The sequence below is a fragment of the Pseudomonas sp. 44 R 15 genome, from assembly GCF_900004965.1.
GTDB classification, from domain to species: domain Bacteria; phylum Pseudomonadota; class Gammaproteobacteria; order Pseudomonadales; family Pseudomonadaceae; genus Aquipseudomonas; species Aquipseudomonas orientalis_A.
In genome coordinates this window covers 80,970-104,083 of record NZ_CVTU01000115.1, presented here as the reverse complement: position 1 = coordinate 104,083, position 23,114 = coordinate 80,970, and the positions used below count along the sequence as shown (strand labels likewise).

Below are 23,114 nucleotides of genomic sequence, written 5' to 3'. Positions count from 1 at the left end.
CTATGCCGCCTATCGTGCTGGTGCTCAACGGCCCCAATCTCAACCTGCTCGGCACCCGCGAGCCCGCCACTTACGGCCACGAAACCCTCGCTGACATCGCCGCCCTGTGTGGCCGCAGCGCCGAAAAACTCGGGCTGAGCATCGAGTTTCGTCAAACCAACCATGAAGGCGAATTGCTCGACTGGATTCACGCGGCCCGTGCCCGTTGCGCCGGGATCGTGATCAATCCGGCGGCCTGGACCCACACCTCGGTGGCGATTCGCGACGCGCTGGTGGCCAGCGAAGTCCCGGTGATCGAGGTGCATTTATCCAACGTGCATGCCCGTGAAGCGTTTCGCCATCACTCCTTTGTCTCGCCCATCGCCAAGGCGGTATTGGCCGGGTTTGGCAGCCATGGCTACCACTTGGCCCTGGAGCATTTCAGCCACTCGTTGAAAGGATGCGCGTGATGAAACCCCGTGTTCTCGCCGGCCTGATCGGCGCCGGCATCCAGGCCTCCCGCACGCCCGCCCTGCATGAACAGGAAGGTGACGCTCAGGGCTTGCGCTATTTGTATCGCCTGATTGATCTGGACGCGCAGCGTCTGGACAGCCGTGCCCTGCCCGATCTGCTGCGTGCCGCTGAACAGATGCACTTCACCGGCCTGAACATTACCTACCCGTGCAAGCAGGCGATCCTGCCGTTGCTGGATGAATTGTCCGACGAGGCCAGGGGCATCGGCGCGGTTAACACGGTGGTGTTCAAAGACGGCAAGCGCATCGGCCATAACACCGATTGCCTGGGCTTCGCCGAAGGTTTCCGACGCAACTTCAATGACGTGCCACGCCAACGCGTGGTGCAGATGGGCGCAGGCGGTGCCGGCGCGGCAGTAGCGCACGCGCTGCTGGCCGAGGGCGTGGAGCAACTGAGCATTTTCGACGTGGACACCGCCCGTGCGCGCGAGCTTGTGGATAACCTCGCCCGGACTTTTGGCGACGGGCGCGCCCAGGTCGGCAGCCACTTGGCCAACGCCATGGCCGAGGCGCAGGGTTTGGTCAATACCACCCCGATGGGCATGGCCAAGCTGCCCGGCACACCCGTGCCGGCCGAGTGGCTACACGCCGGGTTGTGGGTGGCGGAAATCGTGTATTTCCCGTTGGAAACCCAATTGCTGCGTGACGCCCGCGCCCTGGGTTGCCGCACCCTGGATGGCGGCAATATGGCGGTGTTTCAGGCGGTGAAGGCGTTTGAGCTGTTCTGCGGCCTGACGGCGGATGCAGACCGGATGCTGGCGCACTTCCAGAGCATGAATAGCCAGCAGTAGAAACCGGAGCAAAATGTGGGAGGGGGCTTGCCCCCGATTGCAGTCTGTCAGTCAGGCATGTGTTGACTGATACACCGCAATCGGGGGCAAGCCCCCTCCCACACTGGTCACTCGGTGAATTCAAGCTTGAAGGTAGCGCAACACCGATTCGCAGATCATCGCGCGATGCCGCTGCTTGATCGCCTCATCCGACAGTTCGATCTGAAAAATCTCGCTGAACGTATGGCGGTTGGATACGCGGTAAAAACTGAACGAGTTGATCAACAGGTGGACGTCCAGCGGCTCCAACCCTTCACGAAACAGTCCCATCTCAGCGCCGCGACGCAAGGTCTCACCGAGACTCTCGAGGATTTTGCTGTTCATGTCCTTGATCGTACTGGTGCGTTTCACATACTCGGCGTTGTGGATATTTTCGATGCTGACGATGCGCACGAAATCCACGTTCTGGTCATGGTGGTCGAAGGTGAACTCCACCAGCCGGCGAATCGCTTCGCGCGGTTCCAGGGCCGTGAGGTTCATGCGGGTTTCGGTGTTGCGGATATCGCCATAGAGCTTCTCCAACACCTCGACGTAGAGCTGCTCCTTGCTGCCGAAGTAGTAATAGATCATGCGCTTGGAGGTGTGGGTGCGCTCGGCAATGGCGTCCACACGGGCGCCGGACAGGCCTTGCTGAACAAACTCGACAACGGCTTCCTGGAGAATATTCTCGCGGGTCTTTTCCGGATTGTTCTTGCGACTCTTGCGCGGTGCATCTGACACGGCAGAGAGGTCGGGAGTCAGGGTCATGGTGCGCTCACGGCGTTTTTATGCAGGCCCGATTATGGGCCGAGGCGCTCCCCGAAGGAAGCACCCCAACCGCCGTTATAAACGTGCCTGGCGCACCGCACCGCTGCGCGACTTGGCCATTGCCGCCAGACGCACGGCCACGTTGGCCGCGCCATAGCCGGCATAGCCGTTCTTGCGCTGGATGATCTCAAAGAAAAACCGGCCCTCGAAGGCTTCGGTGTAGACGTGAAACAGCTCACCGCCCTGGGCGTCACGGTCGTACAGCACGTTGTAGTACGCCAGTTCGCTGAGAAACTCATCGTCGAAATCAAAGCGCGCGGCCAGGTCGTCGTAGTAATTGAGCGGGATGTCCAACAACGGCACCCCGGCCTCCTTGGCCCGGCGCACTTCGGCGAAAATATCCGCGCAATCGAAGGCAATGTGGTGCACGCCCGAGCCGCGATAGCTCGATAGCGCGTGGGAAATGGCAGTATTACGGTTCTCGGAAATATTCAGCGGCAGGCGGATCGAGCTGCAGCGGCTGCGCAATGCGCGGCTTTTGACCAGGCCGTAGGGGTCGGGCAGCACCACTTCGTCGTCGGCTTCAAAATCCAGCAGGCTCTTGTAGAACAGCACCCAGCTGTCAAGGCTGTCGGCCGGCAGGGCCATGGCCATGTGGTCGATGCGCAGCAAGCCACCGCTGGCGGCAGTCGCAGGCTGCAGGTTGAAATCGGTGTCGTAGAGCCCGCCTTCGCTTTGGTCCACCAGGTAGATCAGGCTGCCATCCGGCGCACGCACGGCGGCCAGCTCCAGTTCGTTGGGCCCCACCAGTCCGCGATAGGGCTGGCCCTTGTAGGCCACCGCTCGCTCCAATGCCTTGGCACTGTCTTTGACCCGCATCGCCATCGCACACAACGACGGCCCATGGGCCTCGAAAAAGTTGTGGGCAAAGGAATAGGGCTCGCAATTGAGGATCAGGTTGATATCGCCCTGGCGCAACAGACTCACATTCTTGGAGCGATGCTGGCCGGCCTTGGCGAAGCCCAGGCGCTCCAACCAGTGCGTGAGTTTGGCGCCAAGGCTTTCATCCACGGCAAATTCAAGGAATTCGATGCCGTCGTATTCGCTGGCTGCCGGCGTCTCAAACAGGATATCCACGGGCGCGGCAGGTTGTTGTGCTGCCAGGCGCTGACGGGTTTTTTCTTCCAGGTACAGCAACGAGCGCAAGCCGTCCGCCGCGTTGGCCCGCGTCGGTGCAGCGCGAAAGCCGTCGTTGAAAATCTCCAGGGACAAAGGCCCGGTGTAGCCACTCTGGATGATCGGCGCAAGAAAACCTGCCAGGTCGAATTCGCCCTGGCCGGGGAAGCAGCGGAAATGCCGGCTCCACTCGAGCACATCCATGGCCAGGATCGGCGCGTCGGCCATTTGTACGAAGAAAATTTTGTCGCCGGGGATCTCGGCGATGGCACTCGGATCGCCCTTGAGGGACAAGGTGTGGAAACTGTCGAGCAGCACGCCCAGGCTTGGGTGATTCACCTGGCGCACCAGGTTCCAAACCTGTTGCCAGGTGTTCACATGCTTGCCCCAGGCCAGCGCTTCGTAGCCGATTCTCAAGCCACGGCGGCCCGCGTGCTCGGCCAGCAGACTGAGGTCGTCGAGCAGGATACGTTCATCGCCCACGCAATCGGCCGAGGCGTTGCTGCACACCAGCACCAGGTCGGTGCCCAGCTCCTGCATCAGGTCGAACTTGCGCTCGGCGCGTTCCAGGTTACGGGCCAGGCGGTCACGGCGGCAGCCTTCAAAGTCGCGGAACGGCTGGAACAGGGTGATGGCAATACCGAGGTCAGCGCACATCTGTCTAACTTCGCGCGGGCTGCCGTCGTAATACAATAGGTCGTTCTCGAAAATCTCAACGCCATCAAACCCGGCGGCGGCAATGGCTTCGAGCTTTTCCGGCAGGGTGCCGCTCAACGACACGGTAGCGATGGAACGTTGCATGGGTCACTCCCGGCAATTGTTGTTTATGGCAAATTATTCGCCCCCAGCCTACACGCGGCAATTAAAATGTACGAACCGGTTAGTTTTTGGTGCGATTATCGAACACTATGCCCCTTTGGCGAATTGACGACTTTTTAACCACTGCGCACCATCGACCTTGCACTAAGACCCAGATCTCACCATAAAAATTTCAAAAACGGGTACGACCTCATGCCTCTGCAAAATCCCGCCCTGGCCACGCGCCCCGGCACCCCGCACGCCGGCATCGGCGACAAGATCCGCGGCGCCCTGGCCGTGGGTAAAACCCGCTGGGGCATGTTGGCCCTGGTGTTCTTCGCCACCACCCTCAACTACATCGACCGCGCCGCCCTGGGCGTGATGCAACCGATTCTGGCCAAGGAAATGAGCTGGACGGCGATGGACTACGCCAACATCAACTTCTGGTTTCAGGTCGGCTACGCCATCGGCTTTGTGCTGCAGGGCCGGTTGATCGACCGGGTGGGCGTCAAGCGCGTGTTTTTCTGCGCCGTGCTGCTGTGGAGCCTGGCCACTGGTGCCCACGGCCTGGCGACCTCGGCCGTCGGGTTCATGGTCTGCCGGTTTATCCTCGGGCTGACCGAAGCGGCCAACTACCCTGCCTGTGTGAAAACCACGCGCCTTTGGTTCCCCGCCGGTGAGCGCGCAGTGGCGACGGGCATTTTCAACGCCGGTACCAACGTCGGCGCCATGATGACGCCCATGCTGCTGCCGTTGATCCTGCACGTGTGGGGCTGGCAGGCGGCGTTCCTGTGCATGGCTTCGCTGGGCTTGATCTGGCTGGTGTTCTGGGGGCTGAAGTATTACAACCCGGAAGAGCACCCGACCGTCAAACAATCCGAATTGGACTACGTGCAACAGCACGCCGAGCCGGAACAACCTGGCGTACCGTTCAGCCGCATCCTGCGCATGCGCGGCACCTGGGCCTTTGCCATCGCCTACGCACTGACCGCGCCGGTGTTCTGGTTCTACCTGTATTGGCTGCCGCCGTTCCTGAACCAGCAATACAACCTGGGCATCAATGTGACGCAGATGGGCATTCCGCTGATCATCATCTACCTCACCGCCGACTTCGGCAGTGTGGGTGGCGGCATCCTGTCGTCGTTCCTGATCGGGCGCGGGATGAACTCGATCAAGGCGCGGCTGCTGTCGATGCTGCTGTTCGCCTGCTGCATCGTCGGCGTGATCATGGCGGCCGGTTCCAGCCAGTTGTGGGTCGCGGTGTTCGCCATCTCCCTGGCCATCGGCGCGCACCAGGCCTGGACCGCCAACATCTGGAGCCTGGTGATGGACTACACGCCCAAGCACATGATGAGCACGGTGTTCGGTTTCGGCGGCATGTGCGCGGCCATCGGCGGCATGTTCATGACCCAGATCGTCGGCCATATCCTCACCGTGACCAACAACAACTACACCGTGTTGTTCACCCTGATCCCGGCGATGTATTTCATTGCGCTGACCTGGATGTACTTCATGGCGCCGCGCAAGATTCCGAAGGTCGACCTGTAATCAACGTCGCCGCTGCTGCCAGGCAGCGGCCAACCCGCTCATGCAGATCACCCCGATACCGACCACGGTGGTCATGTCGGGGGTATGGCTGAACACCAGCCAGCCCAACAAACCCGCAAACACGATCTGGCAATAGCCGAACGGCGCCAGCAAGGCCGGCGCCGCGAAGCGGAACGCCTGGGTGAGCATCAAATGCGCGGTCATCCCGCAGGTGCCCAGCGCCAGCATCATCACGCCATGCCACAGGGTGGGTATCTGCCAGAAGAACGGCACCATCGCACTCATCACCAAGGTGTTGCACAGGCCGGCGAAAAAATTGCTGGTGGTGGGGCTGTCGTATTGGCTGAGAATGCGCGTGAGCAATTGGTAGAAACAGAAGAACAGCGCCGAGCACAGCGGCAACAGCACCGCCGGTGTGAACAACTCACCGCCCGGATGGATGATGATCACCACGCCGACAAACCCGCAGATCACCGCCAGCCATTGGCCACGTGTGACGTGCTCGCCGAGCAAAGGCACCGAGAGCGCCGTCACCAGGATCGGTGCGAGGAAGTTCACCGCCGTGGCTTCCGCCAACGGGATGTAATGCAGCGCCGTGGTGAAAAACAGGCTGGTGCCCAACAGGCACAACGCCCGTACCACCTGCATGCCCGGGCGTTTGCTGCGCAGCACGCGCAGGCCCGATTGGGGCAGGAAAATCCCCGCCATCAACAAGGTGTGCACCATGTAACGCGCCCACACCACCATCACGATCGGGTAGAACCCGGCCAGGTATTTGGACAAGGCGTCGTGGCTGGAGAACAGAAACGTCGCCAGCACAATCAGCAGGATGCCTTTGAAGGGATGGTTGACGCCGGAAAGCGGGGTACTGACAGTCATTGATTTCTCTTGTGTGGCGAGCGGAACGCGATAGCACTCAACCTAGTAATCTAGCAGCCGGGCCTGTGTCTGCCCCAAGAGCATAACCAAACACCGGGCGAACAGCGCACTAAATCAGTGGATTTGAGTCCAACGCTGCACGCACGCTCCGGCGTTGCACACTTTTTAATCAAGGCCATGCCGATATGAAAAAAATCCTGTTTGCGCTGTCTGCCCTCGCCCTGCTCTCTGCCTGCGACAAGGCCCCCAAGGAAGCGCCAAAGCCTGCACCCGCCTCCGTGCAAGCAACCCTGGTGCCCGAGACCCCGCCAACCGATAAATGGGTGGGCAAGTGGATCGGCGTCGAAGGCTTGAACCTGAACATCGCCAAGGATGACAGCATCGGCCGCGGCCACTACATCCTGACCATGCAATATGGCCTGGATGCCGATGCTTCCGGCACGTTCAAGGGCCAGGCAACCGACGAAGGCATCGCCTTCACTCGCCCCGACGGCCCCCAGGTGCTGCGCGCCGGGGACGGTGCCGCCACGGGCCTGAAGTGGCTGGCAGATAAAAAAGACTGCCTGATTGTGGCTGCCGGCGAAGGCTATTGCCGCTGACTACGACCATACTCCCTCCATATTTTTGCCGGACCGTTAACAAGAGGATTGCCCCATGCTATGGAAAAAAGGCCGACGCAGCGACAACGTGGTCGATGCCCGCGATGACAGCGGCGGCGGTGGCGGTGGTATGCGCTTCGGTGGCGGCAAGGGCCTGAGCCTGACCGCTATCGTGCTGATCGTCGGCATCGGCTGGCTCACCGGCCAGGACCCGATGCAGATCCTCGGCCAGTTAACCGGCCAGATGGAGCAGGCGCCGTCGGTCAGCACGCAGCCACAGTCGCGCCAGGCGCCGCCGGCCAACGATGAGCAGGCCGACTTCGTGCGCGCCGTGCTGGGCGATACCGAAGACACCTGGGGCCAGGTATTCCAGGAAAACGGCCTGGCCTACAAGAACCCGAAACTGATCCTGTTCCGTGGCCGCGTGAACTCCGCCTGCGGTGGCGCCACCTCGGCCAGCGGCCCGTTCTATTGCCCGGCGGATCAGCAGGTGTACCTGGACCTGGATTTCTTCCGGGAAATGTCGCAACGCTTCCAGGCCGCCGGCGATTTCGCCCAAGCGTATGTGATTGCCCACGAAGTCGGGCATCACGTGCAAACGCTGCTCGGTATCTCGTCGAAGATCCAGGCTGCGCGCGAGCAAGGTCGCCCCATGCAAGGCGACGGTGGCCTGCTGGTACGCCAGGAACTGCAGGCCGACTGCTTTGCCGGCGTGTGGGCCAACCGCGCACAAAAACGCCTGAACTGGCTGGAGCCCGGCGATATCGAAGAAGCCCTGAACGCCGCCAATGCCATCGGCGATGACCGCCTGCAGCAACAGGGTCAGGGGCGCGTGATGCCGGACTCGTTTACCCACGGTACTTCGGCCCAGCGCGTACGCTGGTTCAAGACCGGCTTCGCCCAGGGGCAGATTGCCCAGTGCGATACCTTTAATGCCAAGAGTCTCTAAATGAATAAACGATTGGGGTTGCTGCTGGGTGTGTTGGTGTCCTGTTGCACCCTCGCGGCCGAACACGGCGTCAAGGTGGTCAGCCCCGATCGTTTTCATCTGGAAGCCGGCGACCTCAGCCTCGGCTTGAGCCAGGATTGGCGCCAGCCGTTGCCCAAGGTCACGCGTGCGCTGATCATCGTGCATGGCCGCCTGCGCAATGCGCAGACCTACCTGCAAAGCGGCATCGACGCCGCCAAGCATGCCGGGGTTGGCGACAATACGCTGGTGATCGCACCGCAGCTTCTCAATCAGTCGGATGTGAAGCGTAACCACCTGGGCGATCAGGTATTGCAGTGGAAGGGTAACGACTGGATGGCCGGCGACCCCTCGACGGGCCCCGGCCATATCAGTTCCTACGCCGCCCTCGACCAGATCATCAAGCACCTGGGCAACCGCACGCTGTTCCCGGCGCTGAAAGAAATCGTCATCGCCGGGCATTCAGGTGGTGGCCAAGTGGTACAACGCTTCGCCCTCACCGGCCACGATCACCCCTTGCTGCAAACCGAAGGCATCAGCCTGCGGTACGTGGTCGCCAACCCCTCGTCCTACGCCTACTTCAGCCCACAGCGGCCGGTGCCGTTCGACGCGGCCAGTTGCCCAGGTTTCAACGACTGGAAATATGGCATGCAAAACCTGCCGAATTACGTCGGTAACCAAGGCGCACAGCAACTGGAGCAAGCCTACGTGTCGCGCGACATCACCTATCTGCTGGGCCAGCAGGACACCGACCCCAACCATCCTGCGCTGGATAAAAGCTGCGAAGCCGAAACCCAGGGCGCGTATCGGCTGATTCGCGGGCACAACTACGTTGACTACCTCAAGCAGCGACATCCGCAGCTGGGTCACAGGCTGGTGGAGGTGCCGGGGGTTGGGCATGACGGGGACAAGATGTTTACCTCGCCGCAGGGGCAAAAGGTGTTGTTTCCACAATAATCACTGAAGAAACCGGATCAACATGTGGGAGGGGGCTTGCCCCCGATGGCGGTGTGTCAGCCAGCACATGCTTAGCTGAAAGACCGCTATCGGGGGCAAGCCCCCTCCCACAGTTGATCGCTATTGCCTGGGCTGGATCATCTGGCGCAATAACGACGCGGACAGAAAGTGTTGTTCCCACAATAACTGAAGAAACCGGATCAAACATATGGGAGGGGGCTTGCCCCCGATGGCGGTGGGTCAGCCAGCACCTGTTTAGCTGACAGACCGCCATCGGGGGCAAGCCCCCTCCCACAGTTGATCGCTATTGCCTGGGCTGGATCATTTGGCGCAATAACGACGCGGACAGAAAGTGTTGTCCCCACAATAACTGAAGAAACCGGATCAAACATGTGAGAGGGGGCTTGCCCCCGATGGCGGTGGGCCAGCCAGCACCTGTTTAGCTGACAGACCGCCATCGGGGGCAAGCCCCCTCCCACAGTTGATCGCTATTGCCTGGGCTGGATCATCTGGCGCAATAACGACGGGGACAGAAAGTGTCGTTCCCGCAATAACTGAAGAAACCGGATCAAACATGTGGGAGGGGGCTTGCCCCCGATGGCGGTGGGTCAGCCAGCACCTGTTTAGCTGAAAGACCGCTATCGGGGGCAAGCCCCCTCCCACAGTTGATCGCTATTGCCTGGGCTGGATCATCTGGCGCAGCGCCGCACAGTCCTCGGCATGCCAATCCGCCAACTCAGGCCACGGGTTCTCCGGCAGGTTTACCAACACGGTCCTGGTGCCCGCTGCCCGGCCACAGTCCAGGTCAAAACGATAATCCCCCACCATCACCATCTCGCCGGGGGCCACGCTCCAGGCCGCCGCCAGTTTCAACAAGCCACCCGGGTCAGGCTTGGGCGGCGCGTCCTCACGCCCCAGCACATCCTCCTTGGCAAAGCAGTCCGCCAGGCCGATCGCCTCCAGGGTGATATGCGCCAGCTCTTGGGCATTGCGCGTCAGAATCCCCAGGCGATAACCGCGTGCGGCCAGCTCGCGCACCAGTTCAACCGCACCTTGCGCCGCCACCGAGCCCAGCGCCAGCTCGCGCTCGTGCTCCAGCAGCCAGGCATGTTTGGCCGCCGCGATATCCGCCGGCAATGCGGCAAGGTGAGTAAGGATGTCGTCTTCGGCGGGAATCTCCAGGGCCACCCGGATGGCCGCGAAATCATGCACCGCCACCGTGAGGGTGCCATCCATGTCGAACACCCAATGCCGGACGTCGGCCAGGCTCATGCCCAGTCCTTGCGATGGCGAATCAAGCCTTCCTGGGTCACCGAGGCCACCAGTTGCCCGGCGCGGTTGTACACGCTGCCGCGGGAAAACCCACGGGAGTTGCCGGCCCAGGGGCTGTCCATGGCGTACAGCAACCAGTCATCGGCGCGCAGGTCGGCGTGAAACCACAGCGCGTGGTCGAGGCTGGCGACCTGCATGTCTTTCTGCCACACGGTCTTGCCATGGGGCAGCAGCGAGGTGGTCAGCAGGCCGAAGTCCGAAGCGTAGGCCAGCAGGTATTTATGCAATGCCGGCGCATCGGCCAGGGCGCCGTCGGCGCGAAACCACACGTACTTGACCGGGTCGGACGGCTGCGGGTTGAACGGGTCTTTTTCGGTGACCGGGCGCACTTCGATGGGCTTGGGGCACAGCAGCTTGTCACGCATGTGCTCGGGGATCAGGTGCGCGCGCTGCTGAGTCAGTTCCAGCTCCGAGGGCAGGTTCTCCGGGCCGACCACTACGGGCATGGTGGTCTGGTGCTCAAAGCCTTCTTCGTCGTATTGGAACGAGGTCGTGCAGGTGAAAATCGGATGGCCCTTCTGAATCGCGGTGACGCGGCGCGTACTGAAACTGCCGCCATCGCGCACGCGGTCCACCGAATACACCACCGGCAATGCCGCGTCCCCCGGGCGCAGGAAATACCCGTGCAGGGAATGGACGTGACGCGCTTCTTCTACCGTCTGGCTGGCCGCCGACAGCGACTGGCCGAGCACTTGGCCACCGAACAGTTGGCGAAAACCCAGGTCCTGGCTGCGGCCGCGAAAGAGGTTTTCCTCGATCGGCTCCAGGGTCAGCAAGTCCACCAGATCTTCCAATACTTGGCTCATTCACACTCTCCTCAGAGCAAAACAGCATCTACCTTCACCTGTAGGAGCGAGCTTGCTCGCGAAGGTCGTCAATGGTGACGCGGGGTTCCTGATACTCCACGGCGCACTTGCGTTCTTCGCGAGCAAGCTCGCGCCTACCCGTGCAGCGTGTCCAACCATTGGGCGCGGGTGATTCGGTACAAAACATGTGGGCGCAGCGGGTCATCGGCTGCGACTTTGGGGTGTTGAAAATCTGCCTGCGGATCGTAATGCATACCGATGGCCTGCATGACTTTTTGTGAAGGCAAATTGGCTTCGGTGGTGAAGGCGACGATTTCATCCAGGCTCAGGCGATCAAAACCACAACGCAATGCGGTCCAGGCCGCCTCGCTGGCGTAACCCAGGCCCCAATGTTCGCGGGCCAGGCGCCAGCCGATTTCCACCGCCGGGGTGAAGCCCGCTTCAAAACTGACGTTCTGCAGCCCGGTCAGGCCGATGAATTCGCCGGTGTCCTTGCGCTGCAAAGCCCAGAAGCCAAAACCATATTCGGCAAAATGGCCGCGAATCCGCCCAATCAGTGCGGCGCTTTCCAGGTGGCTCAACCTGGCCGGGAAATAGCGCATCACCTGCGGGTCGTTGCACATCTGCGCGAACGCCTGCAGGTCGCTGTCACGCCATGGGCGCATGACCAGGCGTGCACTTTCCAATTCCAGTATCGGCTCCATGGTTCCCCCTCCCTTGCCATGTGCGTGAGTGTACAGCGCTGGTAAGATCCGACGCAGATTCCCGTCAGAAAATCCCATGCCCTTGCCATTGATCTACCACGATGACTACAGCCCCGAGTTCCCGGCGGACCACCGGTTCCCCATGGACAAGTTTCGCCTGTTGCGCGACCACCTGGTGGACAGCGGCCTGACCGAGGACAGCCAGTTGCTGCGCCCGCAACTGTGCCCGGGGGAGATTCTGGGCCTGGCCCATGACACCGGGTATATCGAACGCTATATGAGCGGCGAGTTGTCTCGCGAGGACCAACGGCGCCTCGGCCTGCCGTGGAGCGAGGCCCTGGCGCGCCGCACCGTGCGCGCGGTGGGCGGCTCGATCCTGGCGGCGGAGCAGGCGCTGGAACACGGCCTGGCCTGCCATCTCGCCGGCGGCACCCATCACGCCCACTACGATTATCCGGCGGGCTTTTGCATCTTTAATGACCTGGCGGTGATCAGCCATTACCTGCTGGCCGGCGGCCGGGTCAATCGGGTGCTGATCTTCGATTGCGACGTGCACCAGGGCGACGGCACCGCGCGTATCCTGCATGACACGCCGGACGCCATCACCGTATCGCTGCACTGCGAAAAGAACTTTCCGGCGCGCAAGGCCCAGAGCGACTGGGACATTCCGTTGCCGATGGGCATGGGCGACGACGACTATCTCAAGGTGGTCGATGACGCGCTCAATTACCTGTTGCCGCTCTATCAGCCGGACCTGGTGCTGTACGACGCGGGTGTGGACGTACACAAGGACGACGCCCTCGGTTACCTCAAGCTGACAGATGCCGGCGTTGCCGCGCGCGATGAAAGCGTGATGCGTCACTGCCTGGGCCGCGATATTCCAGTGATGGGCGTGATCGGTGGCGGCTACAGCAAGGACCGCCCTGCCCTGGCCCGCCGCCACGGCATCCTGCATCACAGTGCGCAGCGGGTGTGGACGTCATCAGGTTGTCATTGAAGTGTGGGCGTTACCCACAATGCCTGTGGAACCACCTGTGGATAACTTGAGCGTAACGGCCTGCAAGCAAGTAACCGTATGGCGTGTAGGAAACTGTACATTTTTTGATCAGGCAGCCGTGCCGCCGTCGGGTAGAATGCTCGGCCTATTCACACCACCGTAGCCTTGCCCATGCCTCAGTCTTCTCCCCCCTCTGTCTCCATTATCGGCGGCGGCCCTGCCGGGCTGATGGCCGCCGAAGTCTTGAGCCAGGCGGGCGTGCGGGTGGCGCTGTACGACGGCATGCCGTCGGTGGGGCGCAAGTTCCTGTTGGCCGGCGTGGGCGGCATGAACATCACCCACTCCGAAGCCTACCCGGCGTTCCTTGCGCGCTATGCCGAACGCGCGCCGCACATGGCACCGTTGCTGCGCAGCTTCGGGGCCGAGGCGTTATGCGAGTGGATCCACGGCTTGGGCATTCAAACCTTTGTCGGCACCTCAGGCCGCGTATTTCCTACGGACATGAAAGCCGCGCCGCTGCTGCGTGCCTGGCTCAAGCGCCTGCGCGAACAAGGCGTGGTTATCCACACCCGACATCGCTGGGTGGGCTGGAATGCCGAGGGTGAGCTGCTTATCCACAGCCCCGAAGGCGAAAAAGTTGTCCACAGCGATGCCGTGCTGCTGGCCCTGGGTGGCGGCAGTTGGTCCCGCCTGGGCTCCGATGGGGCCTGGCTGAATCTGCTGGAAGGCCAAGGCGTGCCTTACGTGCGCCTGCAACCGAGCAACTGCGGGTTCGAAGTGTCCGCCTGGAGCGAGTTGATGGTCAGCAAATTCGCCGGAGCGCCGTTGAAAAACGTCGCCATTGGACTGGGGGACGATAAGCCTCGCCTGGGCGAATGCGTGGTGACGGCCACTGGTATCGAAGGCAGCCTGATCTATGCGCTGTCGGCGCCGATTCGCAAGGCGATCAACCGTGACGGCGCCGCCACTGTGCATATCGATCTGCTGCCGAGCAAGCCGCTGGACAAGGTTCAGGCTGCGCTGGCAAAGCCACGTGGTTCGCGCTCGATGAGCAAGCATTTGCACAGTCAGTTGGGGTTGGATGGGGTCAAGGCGGCGCTGTTGCGCGAGCTGGCGCCGGCTGAACATTTCAATGATCCGGCGCAGTTGGCGGTAGAGATCAAGGCGTTGCCGCTGACATTGGTCAAGACGCGGCCCATCGACGAAGCCATCAGCACCGCAGGGGGTGTGCCGTTTGAAGCGCTGGATGAGCGATTGATGCTCAAGCAATTGCCTGGGGTGTTTTGTGCGGGGGAAATGCTGGATTGGGAGGCGCCGACCGGGGGGTATCTGCTGACGGGGTGTTTTGCCAGTGGCAGGGCGGCTGGGCTTGGGCTGTTGGAATGGCTTAGGCGCTGAGAGGTTTGGCGGATTCAAGGCCGCCATCGGGGGCAAGCCCCCTCCCACACTTGACGGTATTCACAATTCAAACATGTGGGAGGGGGCTTGCCCCCGATGAGGCCATCAGCTACAGCGCAAAATCACTTCTTCTTACGCGGTCCGGTATTGAAAACCGGCACCTTGCGCACCGGCTTGATCGACGGCTCCACCGGCGCCACGTCACCACTGTCCACCCATTTACCCAAATTGCGCTTACCACCGCCGCCCGATGTCTTGGGCTTCTTCGGCTTTTTCGGCTTCTTCACCACCTGCCCACTGGCATCGGTATCCGGCACGCGGTGCTCGGGTACGAAATCCGGCTCCATCTTGCGGGTCAGGGTCTGGCGCGTAAGCATCTCGATCGCCGAGAGCATGTTCACTTCATCGGCACACACCAGCGAAATCGCCTCGCCGGGGTTGCCCGCACGGCCGGTACGGCCGATACGGTGGATGTAGTCTTCGGCGACGATCGGCAAGTCGAAGTTGACCACCAGCGGCAGGTCTTCGATATCCAGGCCACGGGCCGCCACGTCGGTGGCCACCAGAATCTGCACTTCGCTGGCCTTGAAGCGGTCCAGTGCGCGTTGGCGGGTCGCCTGGGGTTTGTCGCCATGGATACCGTCGGCATTGATGCCCAGGCCCTGCAACTTGTCCACCAGCGCGTCCACGCCGTTACGCGTCTTGGCGAATACCAGTACCTGCTTCCAGCGGCCCTTGCGCATCAGGTGCACGAACAGTTCCGGCTTGCGCTTTTTATCCACCGGCACCACCCACTGCTGCACGGTGTTGGCGGCGACGTTGCGCGGGCTGACTTCGATACTCAGCGGGTCATTGAGCATCTGCCCGGCGAGCAGGCGGATGTCATCGGAGAACGTGGCGGAGAACAGCAGGGTCTGGCGTTTCTTCGGCAGCATGCGGTAGATGTTCGCCAGTTCTTCGGAGAAGCCCAGGTCGAGCATGCGGTCGGCTTCATCCAGCACCAGGGTTTGCAGCTGATTGAGTTTCAGCGCGTTCTGGCGGAACAGGTCGATCAGGCGGCCAGGGGTGGCGACCAGGATGTCGACACCCTTGCGCAGCTTCATCATCTGCGGGTTGATGCTCACGCCGCCGTACACCGCATACGTGGTCAGCGGCAGGTGCTGGGCGTATTCGGCGACGCTGGCGTGAACCTGCTCGGCCAGCTCGCGAGTGGGGCACAGGATCAGCGCACGCGCCGAGTTGGCGGCGACTTTCGGCCCTTCCATCGTCAGCAGTTGCAGCAGCGGCAAGGCAAAGCCGGCGGTCTTGCCGGTGCCGGTCTGGGCGGCGGCCATCAGGTCGCGACCGGCCAGCACCGCCGGAATGGCTTGCGCCTGCACCGGCGTCGGGGTCTGGTAGCCAAGCGTCTCAAGGGCGCGCAGCAAGGGTTCGATCAGGCCAAGGGTGGCGAAAGTCATGTGTTTACCGTAGGAAAAATTCAGCGCAAGGGCGTAATGCGCGGCAGTTTACCTTATTTCCGGTTTCGGCTTGCGCCATTGGGGCAGGCTGATCAACAGCACGGCGCTGATGATCACCAGCATTGCCAGGGCCTCTTCCACACCAATGCTCTCGCCGACGAACACAATCCCCAGCAACACCGCCACCGCCGGGTTCACATAGGCATAGCTGGTCGCCGCCGCCGGGCGCACGTGCTTGAGCAGGTACATGTAGGCGTTGAAGGCGATGATCGAACCAAACACCGTCAAGTAGGCCAGGGCCAGCCAGCCTTCCAGCGGCGGCATGGCCTGCAGGTGCTCGCCGGACAGCGTGCTGACGATCAGCAGCGCCACGCCGGCCACCAGCATTTCCGCGGCACTGGCCATGGCGCCCTGGGGCAGCGGCAAGTGGCGACTCCACACCGAGCCGAAGGCCCAGGAAGCCGCCGCCATCAACAGCAACACCGCCCCCAGTGGGCTCGATTGCAGGGTGCTGCCCATGTTGAGCATCGCAATGCCGATGATCCCCAGAATCACCCCGGCCCATTCCAGCCGCGTATTACGCGCGCCCCAGAAAAAACCACACAGCAGGGTGAACAACGGCACGGTCGCCACCGCCAATGCGGCTACACCGGACGACACGCCCATATGTTCCGCCACGCTGACGCCGCCATTGCCTACGGTGAGCAGCAAAATGCCGATCATCCCGGCCGCCTTCCACTGCGGCCACGTCGGCGCCGGCACCCCGCGCCACCGCAGGTAGGCGTACATCAACGCGCCCGCGGTGCAAAACCGAATCCCCGCCAGCAGCAGCGGTGGCCAATACTCCACGCCGATGCGAATCACCAGGTAAGTGGAACCCCAGATCACATACAACGCAAAAAAGGCGGCGATCAACGGTAAGGGAAAACGACGTGGGCCAGGCATGGGGCGGCTCTATGGCAGGAGTTGGGAGGCTTATTCTAGAAACGAAGGCGCATAAACATAAGTTACAAAACCTGTTTAAAGCGCCCATACACTTTTCAAAGCATGGTTATGAAGGCTATAACCCGTGCTTTCGAAAGCCACGCGCAACCGGAGCCTTATCATGGACAAATACGACCGCATGCTCCTCAGCGCCCTGCTCGAAGACGGCCGCGCTTCCTACGCCCAACTGGCCCGCACGGTGAACCTCTCCGCCCCCGCCGTGGCCGAGCGCGTGGCCAAGCTGGAGGCCAGCGGGGTGATTACCGGTTACCAGGCCAAGGTCGACTTGTCCAAAGTCGGCCTGCCGATTCAATGCGTGATTGAATTGCGACTGACCAATCACGGCAGCCAGAAGGTCTACGACGCCCTGGCGCAAATTCCCGAGCTGACCGAATGCCACCGGGTCACCGGCGACCCGTGCGTGATCATGCAAGCGGCGGTGGGCACCATGCCGGAGCTGGAAGACCTGATTAATCGGGTGGCGAAGTTCGGGTTCAGCAAGACGTCGATTATTTTGTCCAGCGCCATAGAGCGGCGGGTGCCGCTGGGGCAATTGGAAGGGAATGGCAAACATGGCGGTTAAACAGCTGCAATTTGAGCGGGTCATCAGTCTCAGCCATCCAATCAACCCGCGCATCCCGCTGTGGCCGGGCGACCCGCCAGTGGCGTTCGAAGACGTTGCGTCATTGGAGCGCGACGGCTATTACCTGCGCCGCTTCAGCATGGGCGAACACAGCGCCACCCATATGAATGCGCCGAACAGCTTTTATGCCGATGGGATGGGGATTGAGGGTTACTCGGCAGAAGCGCTGGTGCGGCCGGCGGTGGTGATCGATGTGCGCGGTAAAGCCGCGGCCGATCCGGATTACCAAGTCAGCCCGCAGGATATCCACGCCTGGGAACACCAACACGGCCCTATCGATGCGGGTTCGGTGGTGCTGGTGTACACCGGGTGGCAACACCTCTGGAACGACCCGACCGCCTTTTTCGGCCACGATGCGCAAGGCTCGCACTTTCCAGGGATTGGCGAGGCCGCCATTGGCTTTTTGCTGGAGCATCGCCGGATTGCCGGCGTGGGCATTGATACCCACGGCGTGGATTATGGGCAAAGCAGCGCGTTCGCCATCAATCACGCGGTACTGGCCGAAAACGGGATTGTGCTGGAGTGCCTGACCCAGCTCGACCGGCTACCGGCCACTGGGGCAACACTGGTCATCGGGATATTGGCGCTTGAAGGTGGCTCGGGGTCACCGGCCTCGGTGATGGCGTTTATTCCCTGACATCATCGCGGCGTTGAGCGCTCAACGATCAGATCGACTGTCTGCCTGATGGTCGTCATGGATGAAGTCGGTGCGCTCCGTCATCTGGCTTCGGTCGATAAAACCGATGATATCGACGAATAGCTGGATAACCTTTTCGCTATGGGGGGACGCCCTACATGAGTGAAGAGGAAAATCAGAAAGGTCCTAGGTCACAGCCGGATTTGGCCTACCGATCATTCAGCGCTCACATCCAAGTGGCCTCAAAACACGTGCATTTCAGTGGCCAGCAAGACCGATCCCTTTCATTTGCGGGACGTTTCCGAGAGAATCCCACGGCCTTGTTTCCGTCGGATTCGGTAGCTAGTCTCGCCCTGTCATCGAATGTTCGGTGACCGGACGTGCAAGTCCGACTAAACAAAAGCTTTTCAGATGCCTCACACAGTCAACGCCCAGTTATTACGACATGGCGCTGATTTGTTATGGCAGCTGTGCGCGGGAGATCCTCGGATCTGCTGGGTTTGCCTTTTGTCCCGGTCTTGCACACTCGCGTACCGCTGCCACCCTATTTGCGTGCAAGCGAATAGACGCAGCTCCTGCTTAACAAGAGGAGTTTCACCATGGTCAAAGTCACCCCCGACCCACCCAAGTCCAAACCCGATTTCCTCAGCGAAGACGCCCTGCTCCACCGTCGTGCCATCGACTACTACCTCAAGGCATCCGCCCCGGACGCGCCCATTTTTATCCTGAATGACAACCTGAGCTTCGAAGAGGCGCTGGCCCATGCGGCGGATTTGCTGCATTGCGCGGTGGAGACGGCCCACGCGTCGGGTGAGGTGATGAAGGCGCCGCAGCGGGCGGTGATGCATTTGGTGGAGATGGCGAAGGGGGTGGTGGATCAGGCGTTGGAGTGTGCGCAACCTCGATAGGCGACGCATCACCCAATGTGGGAGGGGGCTTGCCCCCGCCCCCATTTGATCGTTCCCACGCTCTGCGTGGGAATGCCGCCCTGGACGCTCTGCGTCCGCTCTTAAAGTCGTGACGCGGAGCGTCACCAGATGCATTCCCACGCGGAGCGTGGGGACGATCAGCACCGGGCCTCAGAACCCGCGATGTTTCTTCAGGTGCTCATTGATCTTCGCGGCCGGCACTTTCTGCAAGGTGCACAGCAAGTCGTGGGACAGTTCGCGCAGGCCGTGGGTCTGGCGCAGTTCCCGCGCCAGGTGCGCCGTCAGGTTGGCGGCCATCTCGGCATCCGCCAGCGCCCGGTGAGCCTGGCCGGTGTGGGGCAATTGGGCGTAGCTGTTGAGGGTGCCGAGCTTGTGATTGGGCGCCGCCGGCATGAGGCGGCGGGCCAGCAGCAAGGAGCAGGCGAATTTCTGCAGGCGGGTGCGGCGGATCAGGCCCAGTTCAAAGTCCCAGAACTTCTGGTCGAACGCGGCGTTGTGCGCCATCAGCGGCGTGGTGCCGACGAACTCATTGACCTCATTCATCACCCGCTCGGCCGGTGGCGCGTTGCGCAGCATGGCGTTGCTGATGCCGGTGAGTTGTTCGATGAAACCGGGCACGCGTACGCCGGCATTCATCAGGCTCTGGTAGCGGTCGACAATGTGCCCGCGCTCAAGGATGACCACACCAATTTCCGTGGCCCGGCAGTGGCTGCTTGGGGTGATGCCGGTGGTTTCAAAGTCGATGACCGCTATACGTTCCAAACCTGTTCCAACTCCGTTCAACAATGTATTGAGCCGCCGCGCTTATTTGAGCAGCAACGCGCCTTCGATCGGTACGTAGCGGCTGGCGGCGCGTATCAGCGAGTTGGCTGTCAGCCCCGGCACGCCATAGGCCACCGCTTGCACGCCATGCTTGTGGATGATGCGCTCGAGCAGCATGTCGAAATCCCCGTCGCCGGAGGCCAGCACCACTTCGTCGACATGGTCGGCGGCGTCCATGATGTCGAGGGTGATGCCCACGTCCCAGTCGCCCTTGGCCGAACCGTCGCTGCGCTGGATGTAAGGCTTGAGTTTTACCGTAAAGCCCAGGTTGCGCAGGATCTGCTGGAACTGCTGCTGTTTGCTGTCGCCACGGTCGATGGCGTAGGCGTAGGCCTCGACGATCTGCCCATGGGCGCTGATATCAGCCCACAGCGCAGCGTAGTTGAAGTGGCAGCCGTAGGCCTGGCGAACGGTGTAATAGAGGTTTTGCACATCGGCGAACACTGCAATTTTCTTCACCGCACTTCCTCAATGACCGCCAGGCGCCAGCGCCCGGAAAGGTTGCCAGTATGCCAGCCAAGGGAGTGTTTCCGGGAAAAAATCAGACCGGAGCGCGTTGGCGCCCCGGCCCTGGTGGGTCAGACGAAGGAATCGTCGTCGCCAAAGGCGGAGGAATCGTCGACATAATCGCTGTCGGCGACGCTGTCCGCGTTGTTGCTGCCCCAGCTGTCATTCCCGGCGAACTTCTGGTCATCGTTGCCCCAGCCACCTTGATCACTGGCCGGCGCCGGTTGTTCGATGATCTCTTCCACCACCTGCGGCTGCTGGTTGTGATGAAACAGGCTGCTGATGCCCTCAGCGAGCAATACACCACCGGCCACGCCGGCCGCGGTCTTCATGGCCCCACCGAGGAACCCGCTGCCGGCTGGTGCGGCGGCGGCCGGTTGTGGCGGCTGTTGATAATTCTGCTGCGGCGCCGGCGCGTTGAACGATGGCCGCGCCGGTTCACGCCAGCCGCCGCCCGAATTACCCGGCGCAGGCTGCGCCTCGCGCGAACCGCCGCCAAAGATGCTCGACAGGAAGCCACCACCGCCGCCGCTGGCCGGGGCCGGTTGCGCGGATTTGGCGCGCTGCAATTCTTCCTGCAGTTGCTGGATCTGCTGGGCCTGCTGCTTGTTCTGCGCATCCAGGCTTTGCAGCGCGTGTTCCTGCACCAGGAGCGACTGGGTCATGTAGTAGCCGGCGGCCGGTTGGCGAGTCATGTGTTCCTTGATCCGCGCTTCGGCCTGGGCGTCGCGGGGGGCTGAGTCCGTCTCGGCTTGCTGCAACCGTGAAAACAGTCCATCGATCAGGGTTTGTTCTTCGCTGTTCATGGCGACCTCGTTAGATTGCCGGTAAAAATCAGGGTCCCGCCTGACATCAGGCAAGGTACGTCCTAGTTATGGGGCTGTTACCAATTGTTTCAATGGTCTTTACTCAAGGTTTACGTTTGCTTGCCCAGGCCGGCTATCGGTTAAAGTGTGTCCCTGCTTTTCGGCCTGTGATGACTCTGATGAATCCGTTAGACGTGCTGCGCGACTCCTTTCGCTTTACCCTGCGCAACCTGGGCGCCATCGTCCAGTTGTGCCTGCCGCTGGTGATCCTCGAAGCCCTGTTACAACAGGTGCTCGACCACATGCTGGGCCCGGAGGCCTTCAGCGGTTACAGCGTGGTGGTGGGGTTACTGGTGTATCCGCTGTACACCGGCGCTCTGATCCTGTTCCTCGACGCCCGCACCCGCGGTGAATCGCCACGTACCCGGGATGTGTGGGCCCTGGCCCTGGCCATGTGGCCGCGCTTCGCCCTGTTGACCGCCATGAGCACACTGCTGATTCTGCTCGGGCTGTCGCTGTACTTCCTGCCGGGCCTGTGGCTGATGGTGGTGCTGGCGTTTGCCGAGTACTTGCTGGTATTGCGCGGCATGTCGGCGCTCGAAGCGATGAAGGAAAGCCTGCGCCTGACCCGTGGGCATTTCTGGCGCATCCTGGTGTGCCTGCTGTGCGTAATGACGCCGCTGTGGCTGCTCAAGGGCGCCAGCGTGGCGGCGTATCCCGAACCCGCGCCGCTGCTGGGGCTGCTGATGGACAGCGCCCACAGTTTCCTGCAACTGTTTACCAGTGTGGTGCTGTTCCGTTTATTCATGTTGATCGGTGGCGACGCCGACGCGCGGTGATATGCTCCGTGCCTCTTCTGAAACGCACATAAGCCGAGCCGATGACCCGTTTATTGCGCATCACCGTGTTGAGCCTGCTACTGATTGCAGGCCTGTTGGCGGCACTGATCTACAGCCTGACCTGGCGCCCGGCCGACAAGGAGACCCTGCCGGTCAGTTGCGTGGCGCCGCGTGCGCCGACCCTGCTGCCGGGGCAGGCGCTCAAGGTGATGACCTGGAACGTGCAGTACCTGGCCGGCAAGAACTACGTGTTCTGGTACGACACCCCCGACGGCAGCGGCCCGGACGAACGGCCCACGGTTGAGGACATGGCCTTCAGCCTTGACGAAGTGGCGCGGGTGATCCGCGACGAACAGCCCGACATCCTGCTGTTGCAGGAAATCGACGAAGGCGCCAAGCCCTCCCACTACCAGGATCAACTCGCGCTGTTGCAGGAGCGGCTGGTCGACCTCTACCCGTGCAGCACCCAGGCATTCGACTGGAAAGCCGACTTTGTGCCCAGCCTGCCCATCTTCGGCAGCGTCGGGCGCAAGCTGGCCACCCTCAGCCGCTACCAGATCGAACACGCCGAGCGTCTGCAACTGCCCACGGCGGATGCCAACTTCATCAGCCGCCAGTTCCAGCCCAAGCCCGCTTTGTTGCTGACGTACCTGCCGCTGAGCGACGGTGGGCAACTGGCGGTGCTCAACACGCGCCTTGACGGCGGCATGCCTGGGCGCAGTGCGGTGCAGGAACAAGTGGAGGCCACCGTGAAGTTACTGGATAAACTCGAAGGCCGTGGCACACCCTGGTTGATCGGCGGGGATTTCAATCTGCTGCCGCTGGGCCAATTCCTGCGCCTGGATGCGCAAAAACGCGGCCAGTATTCGCCGGACAGTGAGTTGCACCTGTTGTGGGACAAATACCCGATGATCCCGAGCAACAGTGAATCCAGCGGCATCGACCGCAAGAAATGGCTGACGCACTTTCCCAATGACCCAAGCCTTGAGGGGCCGGATCGGACGCTCGACTACCTGTTCTACAGCGCGCGGATCAAGCGGGTCGAGGCCAAGGTCAGGCAGGAAGACACCTTGCGCATCTCCAACCATTTGCCGGTCATCGCCCGCTTCCTGCTGCCTGCCGCGCAATAAAATGTGGGAGGGGGCAAGCCCCCTCCCACAGGTAATGCCGTTCAGTTAAGCGTATATCGTGCTCTGTAGGAGCGAGCTTGCTCGCGAAAAGCGTCAACGATAACGCGTGC

At 61.7% G+C, this 23,114-nt stretch carries 24 protein-coding genes and 1 pseudogene; 13 read left to right on the top strand and 12 right to left on the bottom strand.

All coding sequences use genetic code 11. The annotated features are described in order from the left end of the window. The first annotated feature begins 2 nt into the window (after positions 1–2). Both aroQ and BFP93_RS24175 read left to right on the top strand, forming a co-directional pair. Positions 3–449 carry a type II 3-dehydroquinate dehydratase gene (gene aroQ, locus BFP93_RS24180; RefSeq protein ID WP_065895204.1) on the top strand — a complete coding sequence of 149 codons (447 nt, stop codon included), beginning with the start codon at positions 3–5 and terminating at the stop codon, positions 447–449. Then, positions 446–1,303 (top strand): shikimate dehydrogenase, encoded by an 858-nt coding sequence (locus BFP93_RS24175; RefSeq protein WP_176717579.1) that lies wholly within the window; start codon positions 446–448, stop codon positions 1,301–1,303. The genes aroQ and BFP93_RS24175 overlap by 4 nt, the downstream gene beginning before the upstream one ends. A gap of 120 nt (positions 1,304–1,423) precedes the next feature. On the opposite strand, the gene BFP93_RS24170 is transcribed toward BFP93_RS24175, so the two are convergent. Further along, the gene (locus tag BFP93_RS24170; RefSeq protein WP_065886894.1) at positions 1,424–2,089 is read right to left on the bottom strand and encodes a TetR/AcrR family transcriptional regulator; all 666 of its coding nucleotides are present in this window, start codon (positions 2,087–2,089) and stop codon (positions 1,424–1,426) included. 75 nt (positions 2,090–2,164) lie between these two features. Then, entirely contained in the window at positions 2,165–4,066 is a 1,902-nt protein-coding gene (gene quiC / locus BFP93_RS24165) for a 3-dehydroshikimate dehydratase QuiC (RefSeq protein ID WP_065895202.1), read from the bottom strand. Positions 4,067–4,276: 210 nt separating this feature from the next. Between quiC and BFP93_RS24160 the strand changes: the two genes are divergently transcribed. Beyond that, the gene (locus tag BFP93_RS24160; protein ID WP_065886892.1) at positions 4,277–5,611 is read left to right on the top strand and encodes an MFS transporter; all 1,335 of its coding nucleotides are present in this window, start codon (positions 4,277–4,279) and stop codon (positions 5,609–5,611) included. On the opposite strand, the gene BFP93_RS24155 is transcribed toward BFP93_RS24160, so the two are convergent. Next, a complete protein-coding gene (locus tag BFP93_RS24155; RefSeq protein WP_065886891.1) occupies positions 5,612–6,490 on the bottom strand; it encodes a DMT family transporter in 879 nt (292 codons plus the stop codon). It lies immediately after the preceding gene. 185 nt (positions 6,491–6,675) lie between these two features. On the opposite strand from BFP93_RS24155, the gene BFP93_RS24150 reads away from it, so the two are divergent. From BFP93_RS24150 to BFP93_RS24140, 3 genes are read left to right on the top strand one after another with little or no spacing between them, the layout of a single operon-like run. Continuing rightward, a complete protein-coding gene (locus BFP93_RS24150; protein ID WP_065886890.1) occupies positions 6,676–7,089 on the top strand; it encodes a lipoprotein in 414 nt (137 codons plus the stop codon). 55 nt (positions 7,090–7,144) lie between these two features. Continuing rightward, on the top strand, positions 7,145–8,038 hold the full coding sequence (locus BFP93_RS24145; protein WP_065886889.1) for a KPN_02809 family neutral zinc metallopeptidase: 894 nt from the start codon (positions 7,145–7,147) through the stop codon (positions 8,036–8,038). Continuing rightward, positions 8,039–9,013, top strand: a complete 975-nt coding sequence (locus tag BFP93_RS24140; RefSeq protein ID WP_065895201.1) for an alpha/beta hydrolase — start codon at positions 8,039–8,041, stop codon at positions 9,011–9,013. 672 nt (positions 9,014–9,685) lie between these two features. Here the strand turns inward: BFP93_RS24140 and BFP93_RS24135 are convergent. The 3 genes from BFP93_RS24135 to BFP93_RS24125 form a co-directional block, all read right to left on the bottom strand. Next, the gene (locus BFP93_RS24135; protein WP_065895200.1) at positions 9,686–10,285 is read right to left on the bottom strand and encodes an HAD family hydrolase; all 600 of its coding nucleotides are present in this window, start codon (positions 10,283–10,285) and stop codon (positions 9,686–9,688) included. Next, the gene (gene tesB / locus BFP93_RS24130) at positions 10,282–11,151 is read right to left on the bottom strand and encodes an acyl-CoA thioesterase II (RefSeq protein WP_065895199.1); all 870 of its coding nucleotides are present in this window, start codon (positions 11,149–11,151) and stop codon (positions 10,282–10,284) included. Before tesB ends, BFP93_RS24135 begins: the two co-directional genes overlap by 4 nt. A 134-nt stretch (positions 11,152–11,285) precedes the next feature. Next, on the bottom strand, positions 11,286–11,855 hold the full coding sequence (locus tag BFP93_RS24125; RefSeq protein WP_065886885.1) for a GNAT family N-acetyltransferase: 570 nt from the start codon (positions 11,853–11,855) through the stop codon (positions 11,286–11,288). Positions 11,856–11,931: 76 nt separating this feature from the next. Here BFP93_RS24125 and BFP93_RS24120 point away from each other — a divergent pair, with 76 nt between their 5' ends. Both BFP93_RS24120 and BFP93_RS24115 read left to right on the top strand, forming a co-directional pair. Further along, positions 11,932–12,852, top strand: coding sequence for a histone deacetylase family protein (locus tag BFP93_RS24120; RefSeq protein WP_065895198.1), 921 nt, complete (start codon positions 11,932–11,934; stop codon positions 12,850–12,852). Between the two features lie 171 nt (positions 12,853–13,023). Continuing rightward, positions 13,024–14,250 carry a TIGR03862 family flavoprotein gene (locus tag BFP93_RS24115; protein WP_065895197.1) on the top strand — a complete coding sequence of 409 codons (1,227 nt, stop codon included), beginning with the start codon at positions 13,024–13,026 and terminating at the stop codon, positions 14,248–14,250. Positions 14,251–14,372: 122 nt separating this feature from the next. Here the strand turns inward: BFP93_RS24115 and BFP93_RS24110 are convergent, their stop codons facing one another. Continuing rightward, positions 14,373–15,707, bottom strand: a complete 1,335-nt coding sequence (locus BFP93_RS24110; protein ID WP_065895196.1) for a DEAD/DEAH box helicase — start codon at positions 15,705–15,707, stop codon at positions 14,373–14,375. A 48-nt stretch (positions 15,708–15,755) separates the two neighbouring features. Then, positions 15,756–16,652, bottom strand: coding sequence for a drug/metabolite exporter YedA (gene yedA, locus BFP93_RS24105; RefSeq protein ID WP_065886881.1), 897 nt, complete (start codon positions 16,650–16,652; stop codon positions 15,756–15,758). A 160-nt stretch (positions 16,653–16,812) separates the two neighbouring features. Between yedA and BFP93_RS24100 the strand changes: the two genes are divergently transcribed. Together BFP93_RS24100 and BFP93_RS24095 are read left to right on the top strand one after the other, a co-directional pair. After that, the gene (locus BFP93_RS24100) at positions 16,813–17,274 is read left to right on the top strand and encodes an Lrp/AsnC family transcriptional regulator (protein ID WP_065886880.1); all 462 of its coding nucleotides are present in this window, start codon (positions 16,813–16,815) and stop codon (positions 17,272–17,274) included. After that, positions 17,264–17,971, top strand: coding sequence for a cyclase family protein (locus BFP93_RS24095; protein ID WP_241088475.1), 708 nt, complete (start codon positions 17,264–17,266; stop codon positions 17,969–17,971). Before BFP93_RS24100 ends, BFP93_RS24095 begins: the two co-directional genes overlap by 11 nt. Before the next feature lie 54 nt (positions 17,972–18,025). Here the strand turns inward: BFP93_RS24095 and BFP93_RS29775 are convergent. Further along, positions 18,026–18,100: pseudogene (locus tag BFP93_RS29775) on the bottom strand (acyl carrier protein); the annotation flags it as partial. Positions 18,101–18,570: 470 nt separating this feature from the next. Here BFP93_RS29775 and BFP93_RS24090 point away from each other — a divergent pair. Further along, positions 18,571–18,879, top strand: coding sequence for a DUF6124 family protein (locus BFP93_RS24090; RefSeq protein ID WP_065895194.1), 309 nt, complete (start codon positions 18,571–18,573; stop codon positions 18,877–18,879). Between the two features lie 171 nt (positions 18,880–19,050). Here the strand turns inward: BFP93_RS24090 and BFP93_RS24085 are convergent, their stop codons facing one another. From BFP93_RS24085 to BFP93_RS24075, 3 genes are all read right to left on the bottom strand, one after another. Then, on the bottom strand, positions 19,051–19,662 hold the full coding sequence (locus BFP93_RS24085) for a 3'-5' exonuclease (protein ID WP_057724934.1): 612 nt from the start codon (positions 19,660–19,662) through the stop codon (positions 19,051–19,053). A 42-nt stretch (positions 19,663–19,704) separates the two neighbouring features. Next, on the bottom strand, positions 19,705–20,181 hold the full coding sequence (locus BFP93_RS24080) for a LabA-like NYN domain-containing protein (protein ID WP_057724933.1): 477 nt from the start codon (positions 20,179–20,181) through the stop codon (positions 19,705–19,707). A gap of 119 nt (positions 20,182–20,300) precedes the next feature. Beyond that, on the bottom strand, positions 20,301–21,035 hold the full coding sequence (locus tag BFP93_RS24075; protein ID WP_065895193.1) for a DUF2076 domain-containing protein: 735 nt from the start codon (positions 21,033–21,035) through the stop codon (positions 20,301–20,303). A 179-nt stretch (positions 21,036–21,214) separates the two neighbouring features. Between BFP93_RS24075 and BFP93_RS24070 the strand changes: the two genes are divergently transcribed. Then, positions 21,215–21,874 carry a YciC family protein gene (locus BFP93_RS24070; RefSeq protein ID WP_065886874.1) on the top strand — a complete coding sequence of 220 codons (660 nt, stop codon included), beginning with the start codon at positions 21,215–21,217 and terminating at the stop codon, positions 21,872–21,874. A 41-nt stretch (positions 21,875–21,915) separates the two neighbouring features. Further along, positions 21,916–23,004, top strand: coding sequence for an endonuclease/exonuclease/phosphatase family protein (locus BFP93_RS24065; RefSeq protein ID WP_065895192.1), 1,089 nt, complete (start codon positions 21,916–21,918; stop codon positions 23,002–23,004). The last annotated feature ends 110 nt before the right edge of the window (positions 23,005–23,114 follow it).

Excerpts from the sequence above, each read along its gene's own strand:
- yedA (WP_065886881.1), bottom strand. The coding sequence starts at position 16,652 with ATGCCTGGCCCACGTCGTTTTCCCTTACCGTTGATCGCCGCCTTTTTT.
- BFP93_RS24115 (WP_065895197.1), top strand. The coding sequence starts at position 13,024 with ATGCCTCAGTCTTCTCCCCCCTCTGTCTCCATTATCGGCGGCGGCCCT.
- BFP93_RS24140 (WP_065895201.1), top strand. The coding sequence starts at position 8,039 with ATGAATAAACGATTGGGGTTGCTGCTGGGTGTGTTGGTGTCCTGTTGC.
- BFP93_RS24135 (WP_065895200.1), bottom strand. The coding sequence starts at position 10,285 with ATGAGCCTGGCCGACGTCCGGCATTGGGTGTTCGACATGGATGGCACC.
- BFP93_RS24075 (WP_065895193.1), bottom strand. The coding sequence starts at position 21,035 with ATGAACAGCGAAGAACAAACCCTGATCGATGGACTGTTTTCACGGTTG.
- BFP93_RS24095 (WP_241088475.1), top strand. The coding sequence starts at position 17,264 with ATGGCGGTTAAACAGCTGCAATTTGAGCGGGTCATCAGTCTCAGCCAT.
- BFP93_RS24150 (WP_065886890.1), top strand. The coding sequence starts at position 6,676 with ATGAAAAAAATCCTGTTTGCGCTGTCTGCCCTCGCCCTGCTCTCTGCC.
- BFP93_RS24145 (WP_065886889.1), top strand. The coding sequence starts at position 7,145 with ATGCTATGGAAAAAAGGCCGACGCAGCGACAACGTGGTCGATGCCCGC.
- BFP93_RS24110 (WP_065895196.1), bottom strand. The coding sequence starts at position 15,707 with ATGACTTTCGCCACCCTTGGCCTGATCGAACCCTTGCTGCGCGCCCTT.
- BFP93_RS24070 (WP_065886874.1), top strand. The coding sequence starts at position 21,215 with ATGAATCCGTTAGACGTGCTGCGCGACTCCTTTCGCTTTACCCTGCGC.
- BFP93_RS24065 (WP_065895192.1), top strand. The coding sequence starts at position 21,916 with ATGACCCGTTTATTGCGCATCACCGTGTTGAGCCTGCTACTGATTGCA.
- quiC (WP_065895202.1), bottom strand. The coding sequence starts at position 4,066 with ATGCAACGTTCCATCGCTACCGTGTCGTTGAGCGGCACCCTGCCGGAA.
- BFP93_RS24160 (WP_065886892.1), top strand. The coding sequence starts at position 4,277 with ATGCCTCTGCAAAATCCCGCCCTGGCCACGCGCCCCGGCACCCCGCAC.
- tesB (WP_065895199.1), bottom strand. The coding sequence starts at position 11,151 with ATGAGCCAAGTATTGGAAGATCTGGTGGACTTGCTGACCCTGGAGCCG.
- BFP93_RS24170 (WP_065886894.1), bottom strand. The coding sequence starts at position 2,089 with ATGACCCTGACTCCCGACCTCTCTGCCGTGTCAGATGCACCGCGCAAG.
- BFP93_RS24155 (WP_065886891.1), bottom strand. The coding sequence starts at position 6,490 with ATGACTGTCAGTACCCCGCTTTCCGGCGTCAACCATCCCTTCAAAGGC.
- BFP93_RS24100 (WP_065886880.1), top strand. The coding sequence starts at position 16,813 with ATGGACAAATACGACCGCATGCTCCTCAGCGCCCTGCTCGAAGACGGC.
- aroQ (WP_065895204.1), top strand. The coding sequence starts at position 3 with ATGCCGCCTATCGTGCTGGTGCTCAACGGCCCCAATCTCAACCTGCTC.
- BFP93_RS24125 (WP_065886885.1), bottom strand. The coding sequence starts at position 11,855 with ATGGAGCCGATACTGGAATTGGAAAGTGCACGCCTGGTCATGCGCCCA.
- BFP93_RS24120 (WP_065895198.1), top strand. The coding sequence starts at position 11,932 with ATGCCCTTGCCATTGATCTACCACGATGACTACAGCCCCGAGTTCCCG.
- BFP93_RS24090 (WP_065895194.1), top strand. The coding sequence starts at position 18,571 with ATGGTCAAAGTCACCCCCGACCCACCCAAGTCCAAACCCGATTTCCTC.